This is a genomic window from Myxococcota bacterium (assembly GCA_039030075.1).
Lineage (GTDB): Bacteria > Myxococcota_A > UBA9160 > UBA9160 > SMWR01 > JAHEJV01.
Genome location: JBCCEW010000008.1, coordinates 1 through 15802 on the forward strand (window position 1 = coordinate 1; position 15802 = coordinate 15802).

Below are 15802 nucleotides of genomic sequence, written 5' to 3' on the forward strand. Positions count from 1 at the left end.
ACGGCCACCACCTTGCCCTCCGAGGGCTTCTCCTTCGCCGTGTCGGGAATGATGATCCCGCCCTTCGTCGTCTCTTCCTCGTCGATCCGCTTGACGAGAATCCGGTCCTGCAACGGACGGATCTTCATGGGATTGCTCCTTTTGTTGTGGTCAGTGATGGGATCCCAGCCGCTCCGGCGGTCTGGGCAAATCGTTCGAACGAGCGCCGGCGCGAGGCGGCGTTGGGGGCGTTCGGGAGGCTCCTGCGCGGCAAGCTGGGCACGCGTTGCGTCCGCGCAAGCGAGGCAGCCAGGGGCTGCAAGCTTCTTGGCACTCGCACCGCGCGAGTGCCAAAAACGGAGCCGCAATGTAGCCCTGGCCCATTCCCCCGCAACCAAACCAGGTTCCGGCCGGCCGCGGGTCCCGGCTATGCCCCGGGGGCGTCCACCCGACGGGCCGCCGGGCCGATGGGTCAGACTCCTGGAGAGACCCGAATCCCGGGGAGGCCCCGATGCCGCGCAGCCCGTCCCGCTCCCGCACCCAGCCGCCGCGCCGCTCGCGGCGCCGCGTGGGGGCGCTCGCCGAGGCCATCGCAGCGGTCCAGGGGGAGCTGGCCGCGATCTACCGCCTCGAACTCCCGATGCGGGCGGAGCGTTTCCTGGTCTCGGCTGCGGAGGCGCAGCGGCACCTCGCGGCCTCGGGTGCGTCGACGGGGCCCCGCACGGGCGTCGTGGCGGTCGAAGACAGGGAGGCGCTGTGGCTCGGTCTCTACTTCGCCCCGGAAGACCGGTCGGACCCGGCCGCGATCCTGGAAGAGACGAGCCATTGGATGGCCCTGGTGTGGCACGCAGCCCAGGACCGTCGGGTCCGACCCCTCGAGCTCGAGTTCCAGGCCGAGGTCGATCGGTACGCAGTGGCCCGGAGCCGGGGGCGCGCCGCGCTCTCGCACTTCGGGGCGGCCCGCTGGCGTCCCGACCTGGCCCCGGAAGAGCTCGATCGCTACCGCACCGCGCATCACGCGGCGGCGCGCTACTGCGAGCAGCTCGAGCGCCGTTTTCCCCGGCGCGCGGATCTGCCAGGCTGGCTCGCCGAGCTGCGCCGCTTCTACCGCGCAGGGCCCGAGCGGCTCCGCGCCTGAACGAAGCACACGCAACCCCTCGCTTCGCTTGACTTTCGCTTCGGTTTCGCCGAACCTCCGCCCCATGGCGCTGACCCGTCGACAGAAAGAGGTGTACGACTTCATCCGGGGCTTCGTGGCCGATCACGGCTACTCCCCCAGTCTCGAGGAGATCGGAGCCGCCTTCGGGCTCTCCTCGGTCGCCACGGTGCACAAGCACGTGCAGCACCTGGTGGAGAAGGGGTACCTGAAAAAGGCCTGGAACCGCTCCCGTTCCGTCGAGCCCGTGGCCGACGAGGGGCCCGCGCGGACGATCGCGCTGCCACTGCTCGGCACCGTCGCCGCCGGCCTGCCGATCGAGGCCGTCGAGGTCGAGGAGCGCTTCGACGTCCCGGCCGACCTGGTGCCCTCGGGCCGGCCCTGCTTCGCGCTGCGCGTGCGGGGCGATTCGATGATCGACGACCAGATCCTCGACGGCGACGTCGTGGTGGTCGAGTCCCGGCCCGAGGCGAGGGACGGAGAGACCGTCGTCGCGCTGGTCCGGGGTCAGGACGCCACCCTGAAGCGCCTGTACCGGCGGGGGCGCGAGGTGCGCCTGCAGCCGGCGAACCCGACGATGGGGCCGATCGATCTCCCCGCCGAGGATGTCGAGGTCCGTGGGGTCGTGCGCGGTCTGGTCCGCCGCTACTGAGCCCCGGATCCCTCGGTTTCGGGCCCTGGCGGGCCCTGGCGGGCGCGCTGGGCGTCGGCAGGCGATCGGTTAGCCTGATCGAAACCCCCGCCCCGAGCCTCCCTTGACCGACGTTCGACTCACCCGCGCCATCGAGTTCTCCACGTCCCTGCGCTACGCGCTGCCGGGGCTGTCCGAGGCCGAGAACCAGGCCCGCTTCGGCCCGAAGGCGCGCCAGCACGGGCACAACTACCGGCTCGAGGTGACCCTCGCCGGTGAGCCCGATGCCGTCACCGGCATGGTGATCGATCTCAAGGACCTCCAGGACGTGCTCGACCGCGAGGTGATGGCGCGCTTCGACCACAGGGATCTCAACCTCGATACCGACTTCTTCGAGAAGGCCCCGCCGACCCCCGAGCACCTGGCCCAGGTGATCGTCGAGCTCTTGCGCGAGGCGCTGCCCGAGGGGCTGCTCCATCGGGTCCGGCTCTACGAGAACGCGGACACCTTCGTCGAGATCCAGGTCGGAGTGGCGCCGGCCGGAGCCGCAGGATGATCTCGCTCACCCGCCGCTACCGCTTTCCCGCGGCCCACGTGCTGCGCCACGCGAGCTTCAGCGACGCCGAGAATCGCGCCGTCTACGGGAAGTGCGCGAACCCGTCCGGGCATGGGCACAACTACGGACTCGAGGTCACCGTGGCCGGCGAGATCGACTTCGCGACCGGGCAGGTCTTCTCGCGGGAGACCCTCGATCGGCTGGTCACCGAGAAGGTGCTCGATCGCTTCGGCCACGCGATGTTGAACCAGGATCCTGCGTTCGCCGACCGCGTGCCGACGGCCGAGAACATCGCTCTCGTGGTCGAGGAGGAGCTGGCGGATCCGATCGCCGCCGAAGGCGCGGCCCGCCTGGTGCGCGTTCGTCTCGAGGAGACGCGCAAGAACAGCTTCGAAACAGGAGAACTCCGGTGAACGACGAACACGACCCGATCCAACCCCTGATCTCCACGATGCTCAAAGAGCTCGGCGAGGATCCGGGCCGAGACGGTCTCGAGCGCACGCCGCTCCGCGTCGCGAAGTCGATGCGCTTCCTGACCTCGGGCTACTCGCAGAACCCGACGGAGATCCTCAACAACGCGCTCTTCGATGTCTCCTATGACGAGATGGTGATCGTGAAGGACATCGAGTTCTACAGCCTCTGCGAGCACCACCTGCTGCCCTTCTTCGGGCGGGCGCACGTGGCCTACGTCCCGAACGGTCGGGTCGTCGGGCTGTCGAAGATCCCGCGTCTGGTGGAGATGTTCGCGCGCCGGCTTCAGGTGCAGGAACGCATGACCACCGAGGTCGCCACGATCCTCGAGGACGTCCTCGCGCCGAAGGGCGTGGCCGTTGTCACCGAGGCGATCCATCTCTGCATGATGATGCGGGGCGTGTCCCAGCAGAACTCTTCGACGGTCACCAGCTCGATGCGCGGTGAGTTCGAGGCCGACGAGAAGACCCGCGCCGAGTTCATGCAGCTGATCCGCACGCCCAAAGCGTCCTTCGCCTAACCCACCTCACACGTCGTCGGTCGTGAACGGGCGGCGTGCCGCGCGAGTACCACGGGGGGCGCGCCGCGGGCGGGTTTCCGCAGCGAAACTCAGCGCAGCCCGAGAGCACGCAGCTCGGCGCCTCCGCGTTTCCCCTGCCTCGTGGGCGGCGACGCGAACCCGCACGCAGCGAGCCATTTCGCGGAGGAAAGCCCGCCAGCGGCGAGCCTGCTCCGACGTTCTGCTACCGCTGCAGCGCCGCCAGATTCACGACCAGCTCCCCCGCATCCATGAGGCGACTGCGTCGCGCTTCGAGCCAGGCCGACGTGCGGTTGTTGCGCTTCGCCTCGAGCATCTGCTCGCGTCGCTCCGGCAGCAGCCGATCCACGGAGACGGCGTCGGCGTCGCGCTGCTCGAGCTGCTGCACCAGCACCAGCGCGTTCTCGACCTCGAAGATCTGGGACGAACTCTCGCCGGGCTCGAGGGCAAAGGCCGCCGCCAGGAGCTCGGGCGCCGGGCCGAGGCCGGGCACGAAGCCCGCGCCGCGCCGCTGAAGCCAACCGCTGCGATCGAGGTCCAGCTCGACCGCACGGGCCGCGTCTTCGAGGGACGCGCCGCCGCGGACCGCCTCGGCGAGGGACTCGGCCTCGGTGCGCAGGCTCTTCCGGGCCTCGTCGCGCCGCAGCAGCTCGCGAGCGAGCTCCTGCCCGACATCGTCCAGTGGTACCGAGCGCTCTTCCTGCCGCTCTTCGAGGCGGATCAGGTGAATTCCGAAGTTGCTGCGGGCGATGGCGACGCCGCCGGGCTCTAGCCCGAAGGCCGCGTTCTCGAACTCGGGCACCATCTGGCCGCGGGCAAAGAACCCCAGGTCGCCGCCGTTCGACGCGGATCCCGGGTCCTGGGACAGCTCGCCGGCCACGGTGGCGAAATCCTCGCCGGCCTCGATGCGGGACTTCGCCGCCTCGATCGTCCCCTGGGCGGCCGCCACGTCGGTCTCGGGGGCATCCTGGGCCACTGTGCGCAGGATGTGGCGGGCCCGGACCCGCTCGGGCCGGTCGTACTCGTCTCCCCGCTCGGCGTAGAGGGCGGCGATCTCGTCACCGCGCTCGACCACGACCTGGGAGAGGGTCTCGTCGGCGACCTCCGGGAGCTCACCGCCTTCGGCGCTGTCGAAGGAGACCGTCGCGATGCGGACCTCCTCGAGCTCGCGCTCCAGGGCGTCGCGCGCTTCGCCTTCCGAGACTTCGGCCTGGCCCGTCAGCAGCCGCAGCATCTTCAGAGAGAGCAGGGCGAGCCGGCGGTCCTCGAGAAAGGCCCGCTGGCTGCCGAACTGGTACTCGGCGTAGTCCTCGAAACGGTCGCGATCGAAGCGCCCGCCCTCGTCGCGGAAGCCCGGGTCGGCCAGTACCAGGCGCTCCACCTCCCGCTTGGAGACGGTCAGACCCATCTCCTCCGCAGCGATCGCCAGGAGCGCCGTCTCCACCAGCTCCCGGGCGGCCAAGGAGTCCAGGGTGTCGCTCATCGCGCGTGCGTCGAACTGGCCGCCGAGCTGCTCCTCGAAGAGGGCCTGGCGTCGCGCTCGGACGCGCTCGAACTCGTTCAAGCCGAATCGGTAATCGCCCACCTTGACGATCTCGGTGCCGGTCCCCGAGAGGTTCAGCGGCCCCTGCAGGCCCAGGAACACCGCGAACACGCCGCCCACGAAGATCACGACCAGGAGGGCCAGCCAGCGGCGTTGGAACATTTGAATCATGGATTTCCCTGCGTCGGCGGTGGTGGTTCGAGCCCGCTCCGGATCCTGCCCCGACCCCGAGCCGAAGCCCGCGCATCGAAGTAGAGACGGTGCTCAGCTCGGCGTGGTTGCCGGTCGATGAGCACCCCGGAGGCGCGGCCGGATCCTACGAAGCGGGGCGATTCCGGGCAAGCAGAACGGTCGCCTCGGGCGCTTCTTGCTTGAAGCCCCGCGGGTCGGCTGATAGCATCGGGACGTGCGCGTGGGGTGGGTAAACGGCGTTCAAAACCGCCTACTTAGACGCGTGCTCCCGGGCAGGGCGAAGTCCCTGCAACCCCCCGTCGCGCTGCTGCAACGGACCAATTGAGGAGTGACAGGAGAGACGATGATCCTCGATCCCATTCTCGGTTGGTTCTCCAGTGATCTCGCCATCGACCTCGGCACCGCCAACACCGTGGTGTACGCGAAGGGCCAGGGCATCGTCGTGTCCGAGCCTTCGGTCGTGGCGGTGGCACGCGATGGACGCGGCATCGACAAGGTGCGCGCGGTCGGCAAGGCGGCGAAGGAGATGCTGGGTCGCACGCCCGGCAACATCGTCGCGATCCGCCCGATGAAGGACGGCGTGATCGCCGACTTCGAAATCACCGAAGCCATGCTTCGCTACTTCATCCGGCGCGTGCACGATCGCAAGCGCATGGTGCGACCGCGCATCGTGATCGCCGTACCGTCGGGGATTACCTCCGTCGAGAAACGCGCGGTGCGCGAGTCGGCGATGTCGGCGGGCGCGCGCGAGGTCTACTTGATCGACGAGCCGATGGCCGCCGCGATCGGCGCCGGTCTGCCGGTGACCGAACCGTCGGGCAACATGATCATCGACATCGGAGGTGGCACCACCGAGGTCGCGGTGATCTCGCTCTCGGGAATCGTCTACTCGAACTCGGCGCGCGTCGGCGGCGACAAGATGGACGAAGCGATCATCAACTACGTCAAGCGCAAGTACAACTTGCTGGTGGGCGAGCGCACGGCCGAGCTGATCAAGATCAACATCGGCTCCGCATGTCTCACCGATGACAACGCATCGATGGAGGTGAAGGGGCGCGACCTCGTGGCCGGCGTTCCGAAGATCCTCGAAATCAAATCCGAAGAGGTCCGCGAGGCTCTCTCGGAACCCGTCAACGCGGTCGTCGAGGCCGCGAAGATCGCTCTCGAGCGGACCCCCCCGGAGCTGGCTGCGGACATCGTCGACAAGGGCATCGTCCTCGTCGGCGGCGGCTCGCAGCTGCGCAATCTCGACGTTCTACTCCGGGAGGCAACGGGCCTCCCTGTCATGCTGGCAGAGGATCCCCTCACCGCTGTCGCCATCGGGACCGGGCGAACGCTGGACGAACTCCCGCTGCTCAGGGAAGTCGCGCATCGTTCCTGACGCCGGTCCGGCGCAGGTGTCATGATCGAGATCCGTAGTCGCGTGTGGCTGGCTGGCCTGGTGGCCGTGCTGGTCGGAGTCGCGCTGATCAACATGGTGGTCGACCGGCGGTCCCTGGCGGACGGCGGGCGCGAGTACTCGTGGTGGAGCGGACTCGTCCTGGACGTGGCGGTGCCCGTCCAGAAGATGGTCGCGCTGCCCTTCGAGTTCACCCGGAACACCTGGCAGGAGTACCTCTCCCTGGTCGAAGTCGGCAGGGAAAACGAGGACTTACGGACGCGTCTGGCCGCTGCCGAGGAAGAGAACCTGCAGCTGCGCGAGGCCCTGGTGGCCGGCGGGCGGCTCCAGCGGATCGCCGAGATGCGGGACGAGTTCGAGGTCCCGATGCTCCCCACCGAGCTCGTGGGGCTGGATGCCTCGAGCTGGTTCCGCTCGGCGCTCCTCGACCGGGGTCGCAGTGACGGGATCCTCTCGGGGATGCCCCTGATCTCCGAGGACGGCCTGGTCGGTCTCGTGACCGCCACCTCGAACCACGCAGCCAAGGGCATGCTGCTCCTCGACCGCCAGAGCGCGGTCGACGCCGTCGTCCAGCGCTCCCGAGCCCGCGGGGTCGTGCGCGGGGCCGGTGACGAGCTGGTCTTCGAGTTCGTGGGCCGCGAGTCGGACGTCGCGGCCGGGGACGTGCTGATCACCTCGGGCCTGGGCGGTGTCTATCCCAAGGGGCTGCGGATCGGAACCATCACCGAGGTCGACGCGGCGGGCGCCCAGCTCTTGCGCGAAGCGCGGGTCGGTTCGGCCGTCGACTTCGGTCGACTCGAGCAGGTGTTCGTGATGCTGCGCCGCGGTCCGACCATGGACCTCCTCTACGTCACCCGGGGTGGTGATCTCGCCGAACCGGGACTCGAGGACGATTCGTGAAACGCGGAGCGGCCCTGGCCGTTCTCGTCTTCCTGCTTCCCGTGCTCCAGACCGGCCTGGCGCTCTTCGTGCCCGACGCCCTGCGACCCGACTTGAGCCTGCTCACGGTGCTGGGGCTGGCCCTGTGCTGGCGCAACACCGCGACCGGTCTGGTGATGACGGCCGCGGTCGGTTTCACCGTCGATCTCTTCTCGGGCGGACTGCTGGGGCAGCACGCACTGCTCTACCTGGTCGCGTTCCTGGCGGCGCGCACCCTCTCGCTCCACGTGAATCTGGTCGGAGCGATCCCGCAGATGTGCTTCGCCGCCGGGCTGACCGTCGTCACCATGCTCGGCCTGATCGGTCTGACCTCGTTCTTCACGGCGGGGTCGGCGGGATCCTGGCAACTCGATGCACTCGGCCTGCACGCCCTGGTCAACGCGTTCGCGGCGCCCTTCGTGACCGCGATCGTGGGTGTCATGACGGCTTGGATCGGCGGTGAGGAAGGCGCGCGCCGCACGCTCCGGCTCGAGCCGCGGGGGTGGGCGGCGTGATCGGTGGCGACGGTCGACTCGGGAGCGGCGGGGACGTCGAGATCGGGCGTCGCATCCCGCTCATCGCGACGTTCATGATCCTGGTCTTCGGCGTCTTCTTCGCCCGCCTCTTTCAGCTCCAGGTGATCCAGACCGACGATCTGCGTTTGCGGTCGGAACGCAACTCGGTCCGTACGCTGCGCCTCGAAGCGCCGCGCGGCGACATCCTGGACCGCGACGGTCGTGTCCTCGCAACCACGCGCCCCGCATTCGGCGTGCAGGTGATTCCGCACGACGTACACGAGCCCGACGTCGTGTATCCCGTGATCGCACGTCTCCTCGATCGCACCGAATCCGAAGTGCGCGACGTCGTCGGTCAGCCGCGTGGGCGCAAGCGCTTCCAACCCGTTCGGCTTGCCGGTGATCTCTCCTACGACGAGCTCGCGCGGGTCGAGTCGCATCTCTATGCGCTGTCGGGCGTCGTGACCGATCTGCGGCCGCGGCGCGACTACGTCGGGCAGCATCTGGCCGCTCACCTGATGGGCTACATCGGCGAGATCCAAGGCTCCCAGCTCGCCACCCGCGACTTCGCCGACTACCGCCAGGGCGAAGTGATCGGGCAGTCGGGCGTCGAGCGCACCCAGCAGGCGGCGCTCCGCGGTCGTGCCGGGGGCCGCAATCAGATCGTCGACGTCGCCGGGCGCGTGGTCGGGATCATCGATGAGATCGAGCCGGTGCCGGGCGGCAGTGTCCAGCTCACCCTCGACCTCGACCTGCAACAGGCGGCCGAGGCCGCGTTCCTGCCCGACGTCCTGGGCGAGCCCGACAAGATCGGAGCGGTCGTCGCTATGGACGTCCACAGCGGTGACGTGCTCGCGATGGTGTCGAAGCCGTCCTTCGACCCGAACGCGTTCGCCGGCGGCATCGACGCCGAGAGCTGGAAGCACCTGACGACGGACCGCTGGAAGCCGCTCCAGAACCGGGCGATCTCCGGCCAGTACCCGCCGGGCTCCACCTACAAGGCGTTCGTGGTGGCGGCCGGTCTCGAAGAAGGCCTGATCGAGCCGAAGCGGAAGGTGTTCTGTCCGGGCTCCTTCCGGATGCACGGTCGCACCTACCGCTGCTGGAAGCGGGCCGGACACGGTTGGGTCGACATGCGCGACGCTCTCGCGAAGTCGTGCGACGTCTACTTCTACAACCTGGGCGTCGAACTCGGCGTGGATCGTCTGGCCTTCTTCGCGCGGGGCTTCAATCTCGGCCGCAAGACGGGGATGCGCTTGCCTCAGGAGATGCCGGGCCTCGTCCCCACGAGCGCCTGGAAGGAGCGGCGCTTCAAGGAGCGCTGGGTGCCGGGTGAGACCGTCTCGACGTCCATCGGGCAGGGCTTCAACCTGACGACGCCGCTCCAGGTGGCCGTCTCCTACGCGGCCATCGCCAACGGCGGGAAGCTGGTGCGCCCGCGCTTGATCCTGCGCGTCGCCGACAGCGACGGACGCCTCGTGGATGGTCCGTCGCCCGAAGCGACGGGCACGGTCCCGGTCGCGCCCGAATACCTGGCGCTCGTCCGCGACGCGCTGACCGCGGTGGTCGAAGAGCCGGGCGGCACGGGCGGGCGCGCGCGCGTGGCCGGCGTAAAGGTGGCTGGGAAGACCGGGACTTCACAGGTGGTCGGCCTGAAGCACACCGAGGGGCTCGAAGAGGACGAGATCGCCTTCGAGCTCCGCGACCACGCCTGGTTCGTGGGCTTTGCGCCCGCCGACGCCCCGGAGATCGTCGTCTCGGCGATCGTCGAGCACGGCGGATCCGGCGGGACGGCGGCCGGGCCGGTCGTCCAGAAGGTGTTGGCGCGCTACTTCGAGAAGCGCGCGGTGCAGCAGGTGCCCGCCGAGGTGGCCTGGTTCGAGGTGCCCCATGCTGGGCATTGATCGACGCTCGGTCCAGAACTTCGACTGGACGCTGCTCTTTCTGATCGGCCTCTTGACCCTCGCCGGCATGGTCAACCTCGCCTCGGCCACGGCCGGGGGCGAGGTCATGTCGAGCGAGTTCCGCCGCCAGCTCTTCTCGCTGGGGCTCGGCGCGAGCGTTGCCATCGCGTTCGCGACCATCGACTACCGGCACTTCGAGCGGTTGGCCTTGCCGGCGTTCGCGGTGGCTGCCGGGGCGCTCGTCCTCACGCTCGTGATCGCCGAGGTGACGCGCGGCTCCCAGAGTTGGCTCTTCGGCGGGCGCGTGCAGCCGTCCGAGTTGGCGAAGGTGGCGCTGGTGCTGGCCCTCGCTCGCTACTTCCAGCGCTACCCGCCCGGGCAGACCACGCGACTGCGCGATCTCTTGTGGCCGGCCGCGATCATCGCGGTACCGGTGGGGTTGATCGTGGCCCAGCGCGACATGGGCGTGGCGCTGCTGACGCTCCTGATCGGGAGTACCTACCTCTTCCTCGTGAAGATCCCCTGGCGCGCGTGGCTCGGCGTCGGCGCGCTCGCGATCGCCGCGTTGGCCGCGCTCTGGAGCTTCGGTCTGGCCGACTATCAGAAGGAGCGGATCCTGGGCGTCGTCGATCCGGGTCGCGACCGGCTCGGTTCGGGCTACCAGGTCAGTCAGTCACGCATCGCGATCGGCTCCGGAGGACTCTTCGGCGCGGGCTACCAGGAGGGGACGCAGACCCAGCTCCGCTTCCTGCCCACCCAGCACACCGACTTCGCCTTCTCGGTGTTGGCCGAAGAGTGGGGCTTCCTGGGCAGCTGTCTGACCCTCGGGCTCTACCTGAGTCTGTTGATCTGGGGGCTCGTGGTCGCGCGGAACTCGAAAGACGACTTCGGTTCGCTATTGGCCATTGGAGTGGTGGGCTGTCTCTTCTGGCCAGCGGCGCTAAATGTCGCGATGGTGCTCGGGCTCGCACCCGTGATCGGCGTACCCTTGCCACTGTTCTCCTACGGCGGGTCGGCACTCGTCGTGACCTTCGCACTCCTGGGCTTGCTCATGAACGTGTCGATGCGTCGCTACGTCTTCTAGGCGCGCTGGCCTACCCTTTGCGCATGGCAGCGGATCGTGACCGTCGGCGCCCGAAGGTGGGCGCCTTCTTCGACATGGACAAAACGCTGATCGCCGAGAACTCGGGGACGCTGTTCATGAAGCGTCGCTACGAGAAGGGCGAGATCACCCGCATCGATCTCTTGAAGGGGCTCGGCGTCTATCTGCAGTACAAACTCGGCGTACTCGATCTGCGCGCCTGGTCGAGTCAGATGATGCTGCAGTTCAAGGGCGAGAGCGAAGCCGCGCTCGCCGCGGAAGCGCTCGAGTGGTTCGAAGACGCGGTCGCGCCCACGCTCTACCCGGAAGCCGAAGATCTGGTGCGAAAGCACCAGGAGGCGGGACACGTCGTGGCCATCGTCTCGGGCGCCACGAAGTTCGTCGTAGGGCCGCTGGCCGAGCGGCTCGGCATCGCGCACCTCATCTATACGCGACTCGAGGTCGAGGACGGCATCTTCACGGGACGCGTGATCGAGCCCATCTGTTTCGAAGAGGGCAAGGTCTACTGGGTCCAGCAGCTGATCGAGTCCGAGGGCATCGACCTGGCGAAGTCCTACTTCTATACGGACTCGATCACGGACCGCCCCTTGATGGACCTGGTGGCCCACCCGGTCGCCGTGAACCCGGACCCGATGCTCTATCGCGAGGCGCGCCGCCGCTCCTGGCCCGTGCGCATCTTCACGCCCCCGGCCTGATCCGCGCTCAGAAGGTGGCGCCCAGGAACAGGTACACCGCGCCGTTGCCGCCCTCGGCCTGACCGTACGCGAGATAGAGTGGACCCAGCGGCGTGTCGGCTCCCGCGAAGACACTGCCCGCCAGGATCGGCTGGTTCCCGAACTCGCCGCGCCGATCCCAGACCCCGCCCGCTTCGAGCGACCCGCCCAGATAGAGCGGAAAGGTGAAGCTCAGCACGCCTGGGGCGGCGACCTTCCGGTAGGCGAGCACCGCAGCGGATGCCCGGTGCTGACCGACGAGTTCGCTGCGGGCAAAGCCGCTGAGGTCGAGGAAGCCGCCGAGGGTGAACTGGTCGGGGATGGGAAGCGGTTCGTCGAGCGTCGTTCCTACCTCGACGAGCCCGCCGATGGTGTTCTTCCCCCAGGTCTGGAAGAAGCCGGCGGTGCCCTCGAAGGATTCGTACTCCGTGTCCGAGCCGAGGTGATCGCGCTCGAGTCGGAACACCCCGTTGGCGAACACCCCGTTCTCGGGGAAGTAGGGCAGATCGAGGGTGTCGATGCTGAGCTCGGCCAGGTACGCGCCCCGGTCGAGGTCGAAGGTCCGGAACCCCAGAGCGCCGGATTCGCGGTGGATCTGTGCCAGGCCCCGGACGATGCCGACTCGCAGCTCCGCCCAGTTGCCCAGGTTGCGACCGACGTCGAGCCGCGCCTCCCCGCCGGTGATGCGCACCTCACCGATCTGCCGACCGGAGGCGAACACGTTCCGGGGCGTTCGCTCGAAGGCGGCGCGTGGTGCCACGAACCAGCGCCCGGCCCAATCGAGGGGCTGGTAGAACTCGCTCGTCACGCTCTGGGTGCTGCCGACCTGCCCCTGGTTGCGCCACTCGCCACCCAGGCGGTTCAGCGGGTTCCAGGTGTGGTTCAGCGCGATGTTCCAGGCGGTGGAGGTGTCGAAGTCTTCCTCGAGGTTGACGCCCGCGCGCACGTAGTGCGGCCCCGAATGCCGGGGCTCGGCGTCGATCACGAGCACGGCGCCGTCGCCGCGGGGCTCGAGGTGGAAGGTGACGCGCTCGAAGGTCTCCATGCCGTAGAGCAGGGCGAGGTCGCGTTCGAGCGGCCCGAGCGCGAGGGGAGCGCCGACCTCGGCGTGGATGCGCGCAGCGATGACCTCGTCGGCGATCGGTGAGGTGTTCTCGATGCGGATCGCATCGATGCGCGGGGGAGGGGTGGGCTCGCGCCGTTGCCGCGTAAGGTACGCGCGCCAGGTCTCGTCGCCGACCGAGAGCCGCGCAAGCGCAGCCCGCTGTGCTTCGGCCGCGGCGAGCCCGCGCGCGATGCCCTCCTCGCCGCGCTCGAAGTCGACCGTCGCGAACCCTTCGAGGTCGGGACGGATGAACACGTCGTCGTCGCCCAGCAGCGCGATCTGCTCGTCGGTGTTGCGACGCGTGAGGATGTTCACCACCTGGTCGGCGATCCCGAAGAGATCCTCGGGGGCCACGTCGGGATCGATCGGTGTGCCGACGTCGACGGCGATCACCACGTCGACGTCCGCGTCCCGAACAGGGGCGACGGGGAGATTCATCGCCACGAGGCCATCGACGAGGACCCGCTGGTCGACGTCCACCGGCTCGAAGACGCCGGGAATCGCCATGCTCGCTCGGATCGCACGGGGCAGGTCGCCTTCGCGCAGGATGACGACCTCGCCCGAGGCGATGTCGGTCGCTACCGCGCGGAACGGAATGCGCAGCGCGTCGAAGTCGCGCTCGGTCACGTGCAGGGTGAGGATGCGCAGGAGCAGGTTGAGCTTCTGTCCCTCGAGCAGTCCGCGCGGGAAGGCGATCTCGCCGTCGCGGATTCCCAGTCGCGCCTTCGCGAGAAAGTTCCGGTCGTCCTGCTTCCGGCGAAACGTGAGGTGCTGTCGGCGGGTGGAGTCTTCGAAGACGTCGGCCCAGTCGGTTTCGAGCACGGCGCTTCGCAGCTCGGCCGGCGAGAGTCCGGACGCGTACAGCCCGCCCACGACCGCACCCATGCTGGTTCCCGCAATGAAGTCGATCGGGATCTGCAGCGACTCGAGGGTTTCGATGACCCCGATGTGGGCGAGCCCGCGGGCCCCGCCGCCGCCGAGCACCAGACCGATCCGAGGGCGCTCCTCGGCGCTGGCTGCCCCCGCGAGCGCCACCATCGCGAGGATGCACGCAGCCGTTCGGCCGCCGTGGACCATGCGTCTTCCCCCATCCATCCAGGTCGCGTCGCACGCGATGGTGCGCGACGGCCGGGGGTTTCGCGAGGAGAATCCGCTTCGGCCCGAACCGCGCCGATCCTGGCTGAGTGGACGAGAAGGCGGCGCCGGCGGACGAAAGACAAAGAGCCGGGCGTCGCATCGGCAACGCCCGGCTCCGTGTGTCTGGCGAATCGCGCGCTAGGCGATCAGCTCTTCCACCATCTTCTGGAAGTCGGCCTTCGGCCGGGCTCCCTGCACCTGCTGGACGACCTGGCCGTCCTTGAAGGCGAGGATGGTCGGAATCGCCCGCACGTTGAAGCTGCCGGGCGTGTTCGGGTTGGCGTCGATGTCCATCTTGACGATCTTCACCTTGTCCCCGTACTCGGCGGCGAGCTCGGAAATGATCGGAGCGATCTGACGACACGGCGCGCACCACTCGGCCCAGAAGTCGATGATCGCGGGCTTGTCGGAATTCAAGACCTCCGCTTCGAACGTCTGGTCGGTGATCTCTTGAACGTTGGCCATGATGAGTCGCTCTCCTTTTCCCTGTGTCGGGATTCCCTGGGTCGGCCCCGCTGCGCCCGCTCTGCTTTCGAACGCGCACCGCGGGAATGGGATGTGCTTCGGATGCCGGCTCCCCTTGCCGGGTTACGCCGGTCACGAAAACTAGCCGATCCCCTCGCTTCGAGGATCCTCCCCGAGGGCGCTGGCCTGGGGTGGCCCCGCTGGCCGGTTTCCGCACGATGCGCCACCGTCTTCCGCAGGCCAGGGGGGAGGCCGGCGCCGGATCTCGCCGGATCCCGGTCCGGTGTGGAGGAGCAAGGGTCGGATGAGTTCGAGCGAGTCACGCCTGGCGCTGCTGCGCGGAGCGTTCGAATCCAGCGCGGAGACGAAGCGCGCCACCCTGGCGTCGTGTGAGGAGGCCCTCGTCGCCGCCGCAGATCGCGTGGTCGGGACGTTTCGCCACGGCCGCCGTCTCTGGGCGTTCGGCAACGGCGGCTCCGCCTCGGACGCCCAGCACCTGTGTGCCGAGCTCGCCGGTCGTTACGTCCGCGAGCGCCCGGCCCTCCCGGCGACCGCACTGACCGCGAACACCTCGGATCTCACCGCGATCGGCAACGACTACGGCTTCGATCAGGTCTTTGCGCGGCTGGTCGAAGCCCATGTCGGCGAGGGCGACGTCGTGATCGCGATCTCCACTTCGGGGAACTCGCCGAACGTGCTCGCGGGGGTGGAAGCCGCCCGTGCGCGCGGCGCCAGCAGCATCGGGTTGCTCGGAAAGGGCGGTGGCAAGCTCGCCCCCCGCGTGGACGTCCCGGTGATCGTGCCCTCCGACGTCACTGCCCGGATCCAGGAAGTGCACATCACGATCGCCCACGCGCTCTGCGAGCTCGTCGACGCCGAGCTGTTCCCGGAGGCCGGCGCTTGAGCGGCCGCCTGACCCTGTGTGAGGGCGACATCACCGCCCAGGACGTCGACGCGATCGTGAACGCCGCCAACAGCGCACTCCAGCTCGGCAGCGGAGTGGCGGGTGCGATTCGCGAGCGGGGCGGTCCGTCCATTCAAGAGGAGTGCGACCGCCACGGACCGATCGAAGTCGGCGAGGCCGCGCTCACAGGTGCCGGCGAGCTGCCGGCGCGTCACGTGATCCATGCGGCCGGGATGCCGCCGGGTGGGGCGGCGGACGAGGACTCGGTGCGGGCCTGCGCACGCGCCAGCTTCCAGCTCGCGGCTGCGCAGGGCCTCCGCAGCCTGGCGGTGCCTGCGATCGGTGCGGGCGTCGGCGGGTTCGCGCCCCAGCGCTGTGCCGAGGTGCTCCTCGAAGAGGCGCGCGCGCACCTGGCCGGGGAGACCTCCGTCGAGGAGATCCGCTTCGTTCTCTTCGGAGAGCCGATGTACCGCGTCTTCGAGGGCGCCAAGGACGCCATCGCGGTGCGGGAGCAGATGGCCCGCATGCGGGCCCGCGCGGGCAAGAGCTAGGCTTTCCCGCTGGCGTCGGCCTC

At 68.9% G+C, this 15802-nt stretch carries 16 protein-coding genes; 13 read left to right on the top strand and 3 right to left on the bottom strand.

Annotation, left to right across the window (positions count from 1 at the left end; all coding sequences use genetic code 11):
* Positions 1 to 490: 490 nt before the first annotated feature.
* The 5 genes from AAF430_10430 to folE all read left to right on the top strand — a co-directional run bounded on the left by AAF430_10430 (position 491) and on the right by folE (position 3313).
* The gene (locus AAF430_10430) at positions 491 to 1117 is read left to right on the top strand and encodes a hypothetical protein (GenBank protein MEM7410638.1); all 627 of its coding nucleotides are present in this window, start codon (positions 491 to 493) and stop codon (positions 1115 to 1117) included.
* A gap of 64 nt (positions 1118 to 1181) precedes the next feature.
* A complete protein-coding gene (gene lexA / locus AAF430_10435; protein MEM7410639.1) occupies positions 1182 to 1787 on the top strand; it encodes a transcriptional repressor LexA in 606 nt (201 codons plus the stop codon).
* A gap of 103 nt (positions 1788 to 1890) precedes the next feature.
* The gene (locus tag AAF430_10440) at positions 1891 to 2322 is read left to right on the top strand and encodes a 6-carboxytetrahydropterin synthase (GenBank protein MEM7410640.1); all 432 of its coding nucleotides are present in this window, start codon (positions 1891 to 1893) and stop codon (positions 2320 to 2322) included.
* Positions 2319 to 2735, top strand: a complete 417-nt coding sequence (locus AAF430_10445; GenBank protein ID MEM7410641.1) for a 6-carboxytetrahydropterin synthase — start codon at positions 2319 to 2321, stop codon at positions 2733 to 2735. Before AAF430_10440 ends, AAF430_10445 begins: the two co-directional genes overlap by 4 nt.
* Positions 2732 to 3313: a GTP cyclohydrolase I FolE gene (gene folE / locus AAF430_10450; protein ID MEM7410642.1), complete on the top strand. Its 582-nt coding sequence runs from the start codon at positions 2732 to 2734 to the stop codon at positions 3311 to 3313. Before AAF430_10445 ends, folE begins: the two co-directional genes overlap by 4 nt.
* Before the next feature lie 223 nt (positions 3314 to 3536).
* Here folE and AAF430_10455 read toward each other — a convergent pair whose 3' ends face one another.
* A complete protein-coding gene (locus AAF430_10455) occupies positions 3537 to 5045 on the bottom strand; it encodes a peptidylprolyl isomerase (GenBank protein MEM7410643.1) in 1509 nt (502 codons plus the stop codon).
* Positions 5046 to 5409: 364 nt separating this feature from the next.
* Here AAF430_10455 and AAF430_10460 point away from each other — a divergent pair, with 364 nt between their 5' ends.
* Genes AAF430_10460 through AAF430_10485 form a run of 6 tightly spaced genes read left to right on the top strand, consistent with a single transcriptional unit; the run spans position 5410 to position 11599 of the window.
* Entirely contained in the window at positions 5410 to 6447 is a 1038-nt protein-coding gene (locus tag AAF430_10460; protein MEM7410644.1) for a rod shape-determining protein, read from the top strand.
* Between the two features lie 21 nt (positions 6448 to 6468).
* Positions 6469 to 7365, top strand: coding sequence for a rod shape-determining protein MreC (gene mreC, locus AAF430_10465; protein MEM7410645.1), 897 nt, complete (start codon positions 6469 to 6471; stop codon positions 7363 to 7365).
* Positions 7362 to 7898 (top strand): rod shape-determining protein MreD, encoded by a 537-nt coding sequence (gene mreD, locus AAF430_10470; protein MEM7410646.1) that lies wholly within the window; start codon positions 7362 to 7364, stop codon positions 7896 to 7898. The genes mreC and mreD overlap by 4 nt, the downstream gene beginning before the upstream one ends.
* Positions 7895 to 9802, top strand: a complete 1908-nt coding sequence (mrdA, locus tag AAF430_10475; protein ID MEM7410647.1) for a penicillin-binding protein 2 — start codon at positions 7895 to 7897, stop codon at positions 9800 to 9802. Before mreD ends, mrdA begins: the two co-directional genes overlap by 4 nt.
* Positions 9789 to 10886 carry a rod shape-determining protein RodA gene (gene rodA, locus AAF430_10480; protein MEM7410648.1) on the top strand — a complete coding sequence of 366 codons (1098 nt, stop codon included), beginning with the start codon at positions 9789 to 9791 and terminating at the stop codon, positions 10884 to 10886. Before mrdA ends, rodA begins: the two co-directional genes overlap by 14 nt.
* A gap of 23 nt (positions 10887 to 10909) precedes the next feature.
* Positions 10910 to 11599 (top strand): HAD family hydrolase, encoded by a 690-nt coding sequence (locus tag AAF430_10485; protein ID MEM7410649.1) that lies wholly within the window; start codon positions 10910 to 10912, stop codon positions 11597 to 11599.
* A 7-nt stretch (positions 11600 to 11606) separates the two neighbouring features.
* Here AAF430_10485 and AAF430_10490 read toward each other — a convergent pair whose 3' ends face one another.
* A complete protein-coding gene (locus AAF430_10490; protein MEM7410650.1) occupies positions 11607 to 13799 on the bottom strand; it encodes a patatin-like phospholipase family protein in 2193 nt (730 codons plus the stop codon).
* 198 nt (positions 13800 to 13997) lie between these two features.
* Positions 13998 to 14324 carry a thioredoxin gene (gene trxA, locus AAF430_10495; GenBank protein ID MEM7410651.1) on the bottom strand — a complete coding sequence of 109 codons (327 nt, stop codon included), beginning with the start codon at positions 14322 to 14324 and terminating at the stop codon, positions 13998 to 14000.
* 304 nt (positions 14325 to 14628) lie between these two features.
* On the opposite strand from trxA, the gene AAF430_10500 reads away from it, so the two are divergent.
* Both AAF430_10500 and AAF430_10505 read left to right on the top strand, forming a co-directional pair.
* Complete coding sequence (locus AAF430_10500; GenBank protein ID MEM7410652.1) at positions 14629 to 15228, top strand: SIS domain-containing protein; 600 nt, start codon at positions 14629 to 14631, stop codon at positions 15226 to 15228.
* Positions 15225 to 15779, top strand: coding sequence for a macro domain-containing protein (locus tag AAF430_10505; GenBank protein MEM7410653.1), 555 nt, complete (start codon positions 15225 to 15227; stop codon positions 15777 to 15779). The genes AAF430_10500 and AAF430_10505 overlap by 4 nt, the downstream gene beginning before the upstream one ends.
* The last annotated feature ends 23 nt before the right edge of the window (positions 15780 to 15802 follow it).

What these genes read in the sequence shown, in the direction of transcription:
- AAF430_10430 (MEM7410638.1), top strand. Translation starts at nt 491, where the DNA reads ATGCCGCGCAGCCCGTCCCGCTCCCGCACCCAGCCGCCGCGCCGCTCG.
- lexA (MEM7410639.1), top strand. Translation starts at nt 1,182, where the DNA reads ATGGCGCTGACCCGTCGACAGAAAGAGGTGTACGACTTCATCCGGGGC.
- AAF430_10445 (MEM7410641.1), top strand. Translation starts at nt 2,319, where the DNA reads ATGATCTCGCTCACCCGCCGCTACCGCTTTCCCGCGGCCCACGTGCTG.
- AAF430_10455 (MEM7410643.1), bottom strand. Translation starts at nt 5,045, where the DNA reads ATGATTCAAATGTTCCAACGCCGCTGGCTGGCCCTCCTGGTCGTGATC.
- AAF430_10460 (MEM7410644.1), top strand. Translation starts at nt 5,410, where the DNA reads ATGATCCTCGATCCCATTCTCGGTTGGTTCTCCAGTGATCTCGCCATC.
- mreC (MEM7410645.1), top strand. Translation starts at nt 6,469, where the DNA reads ATGATCGAGATCCGTAGTCGCGTGTGGCTGGCTGGCCTGGTGGCCGTG.
- rodA (MEM7410648.1), top strand. Translation starts at nt 9,789, where the DNA reads ATGCTGGGCATTGATCGACGCTCGGTCCAGAACTTCGACTGGACGCTG.
- AAF430_10485 (MEM7410649.1), top strand. Translation starts at nt 10,910, where the DNA reads ATGGCAGCGGATCGTGACCGTCGGCGCCCGAAGGTGGGCGCCTTCTTC.
- AAF430_10490 (MEM7410650.1), bottom strand. Translation starts at nt 13,799, where the DNA reads ATGGTCCACGGCGGCCGAACGGCTGCGTGCATCCTCGCGATGGTGGCG.
- trxA (MEM7410651.1), bottom strand. Translation starts at nt 14,324, where the DNA reads ATGGCCAACGTTCAAGAGATCACCGACCAGACGTTCGAAGCGGAGGTC.
- AAF430_10500 (MEM7410652.1), top strand. Translation starts at nt 14,629, where the DNA reads ATGAGTTCGAGCGAGTCACGCCTGGCGCTGCTGCGCGGAGCGTTCGAA.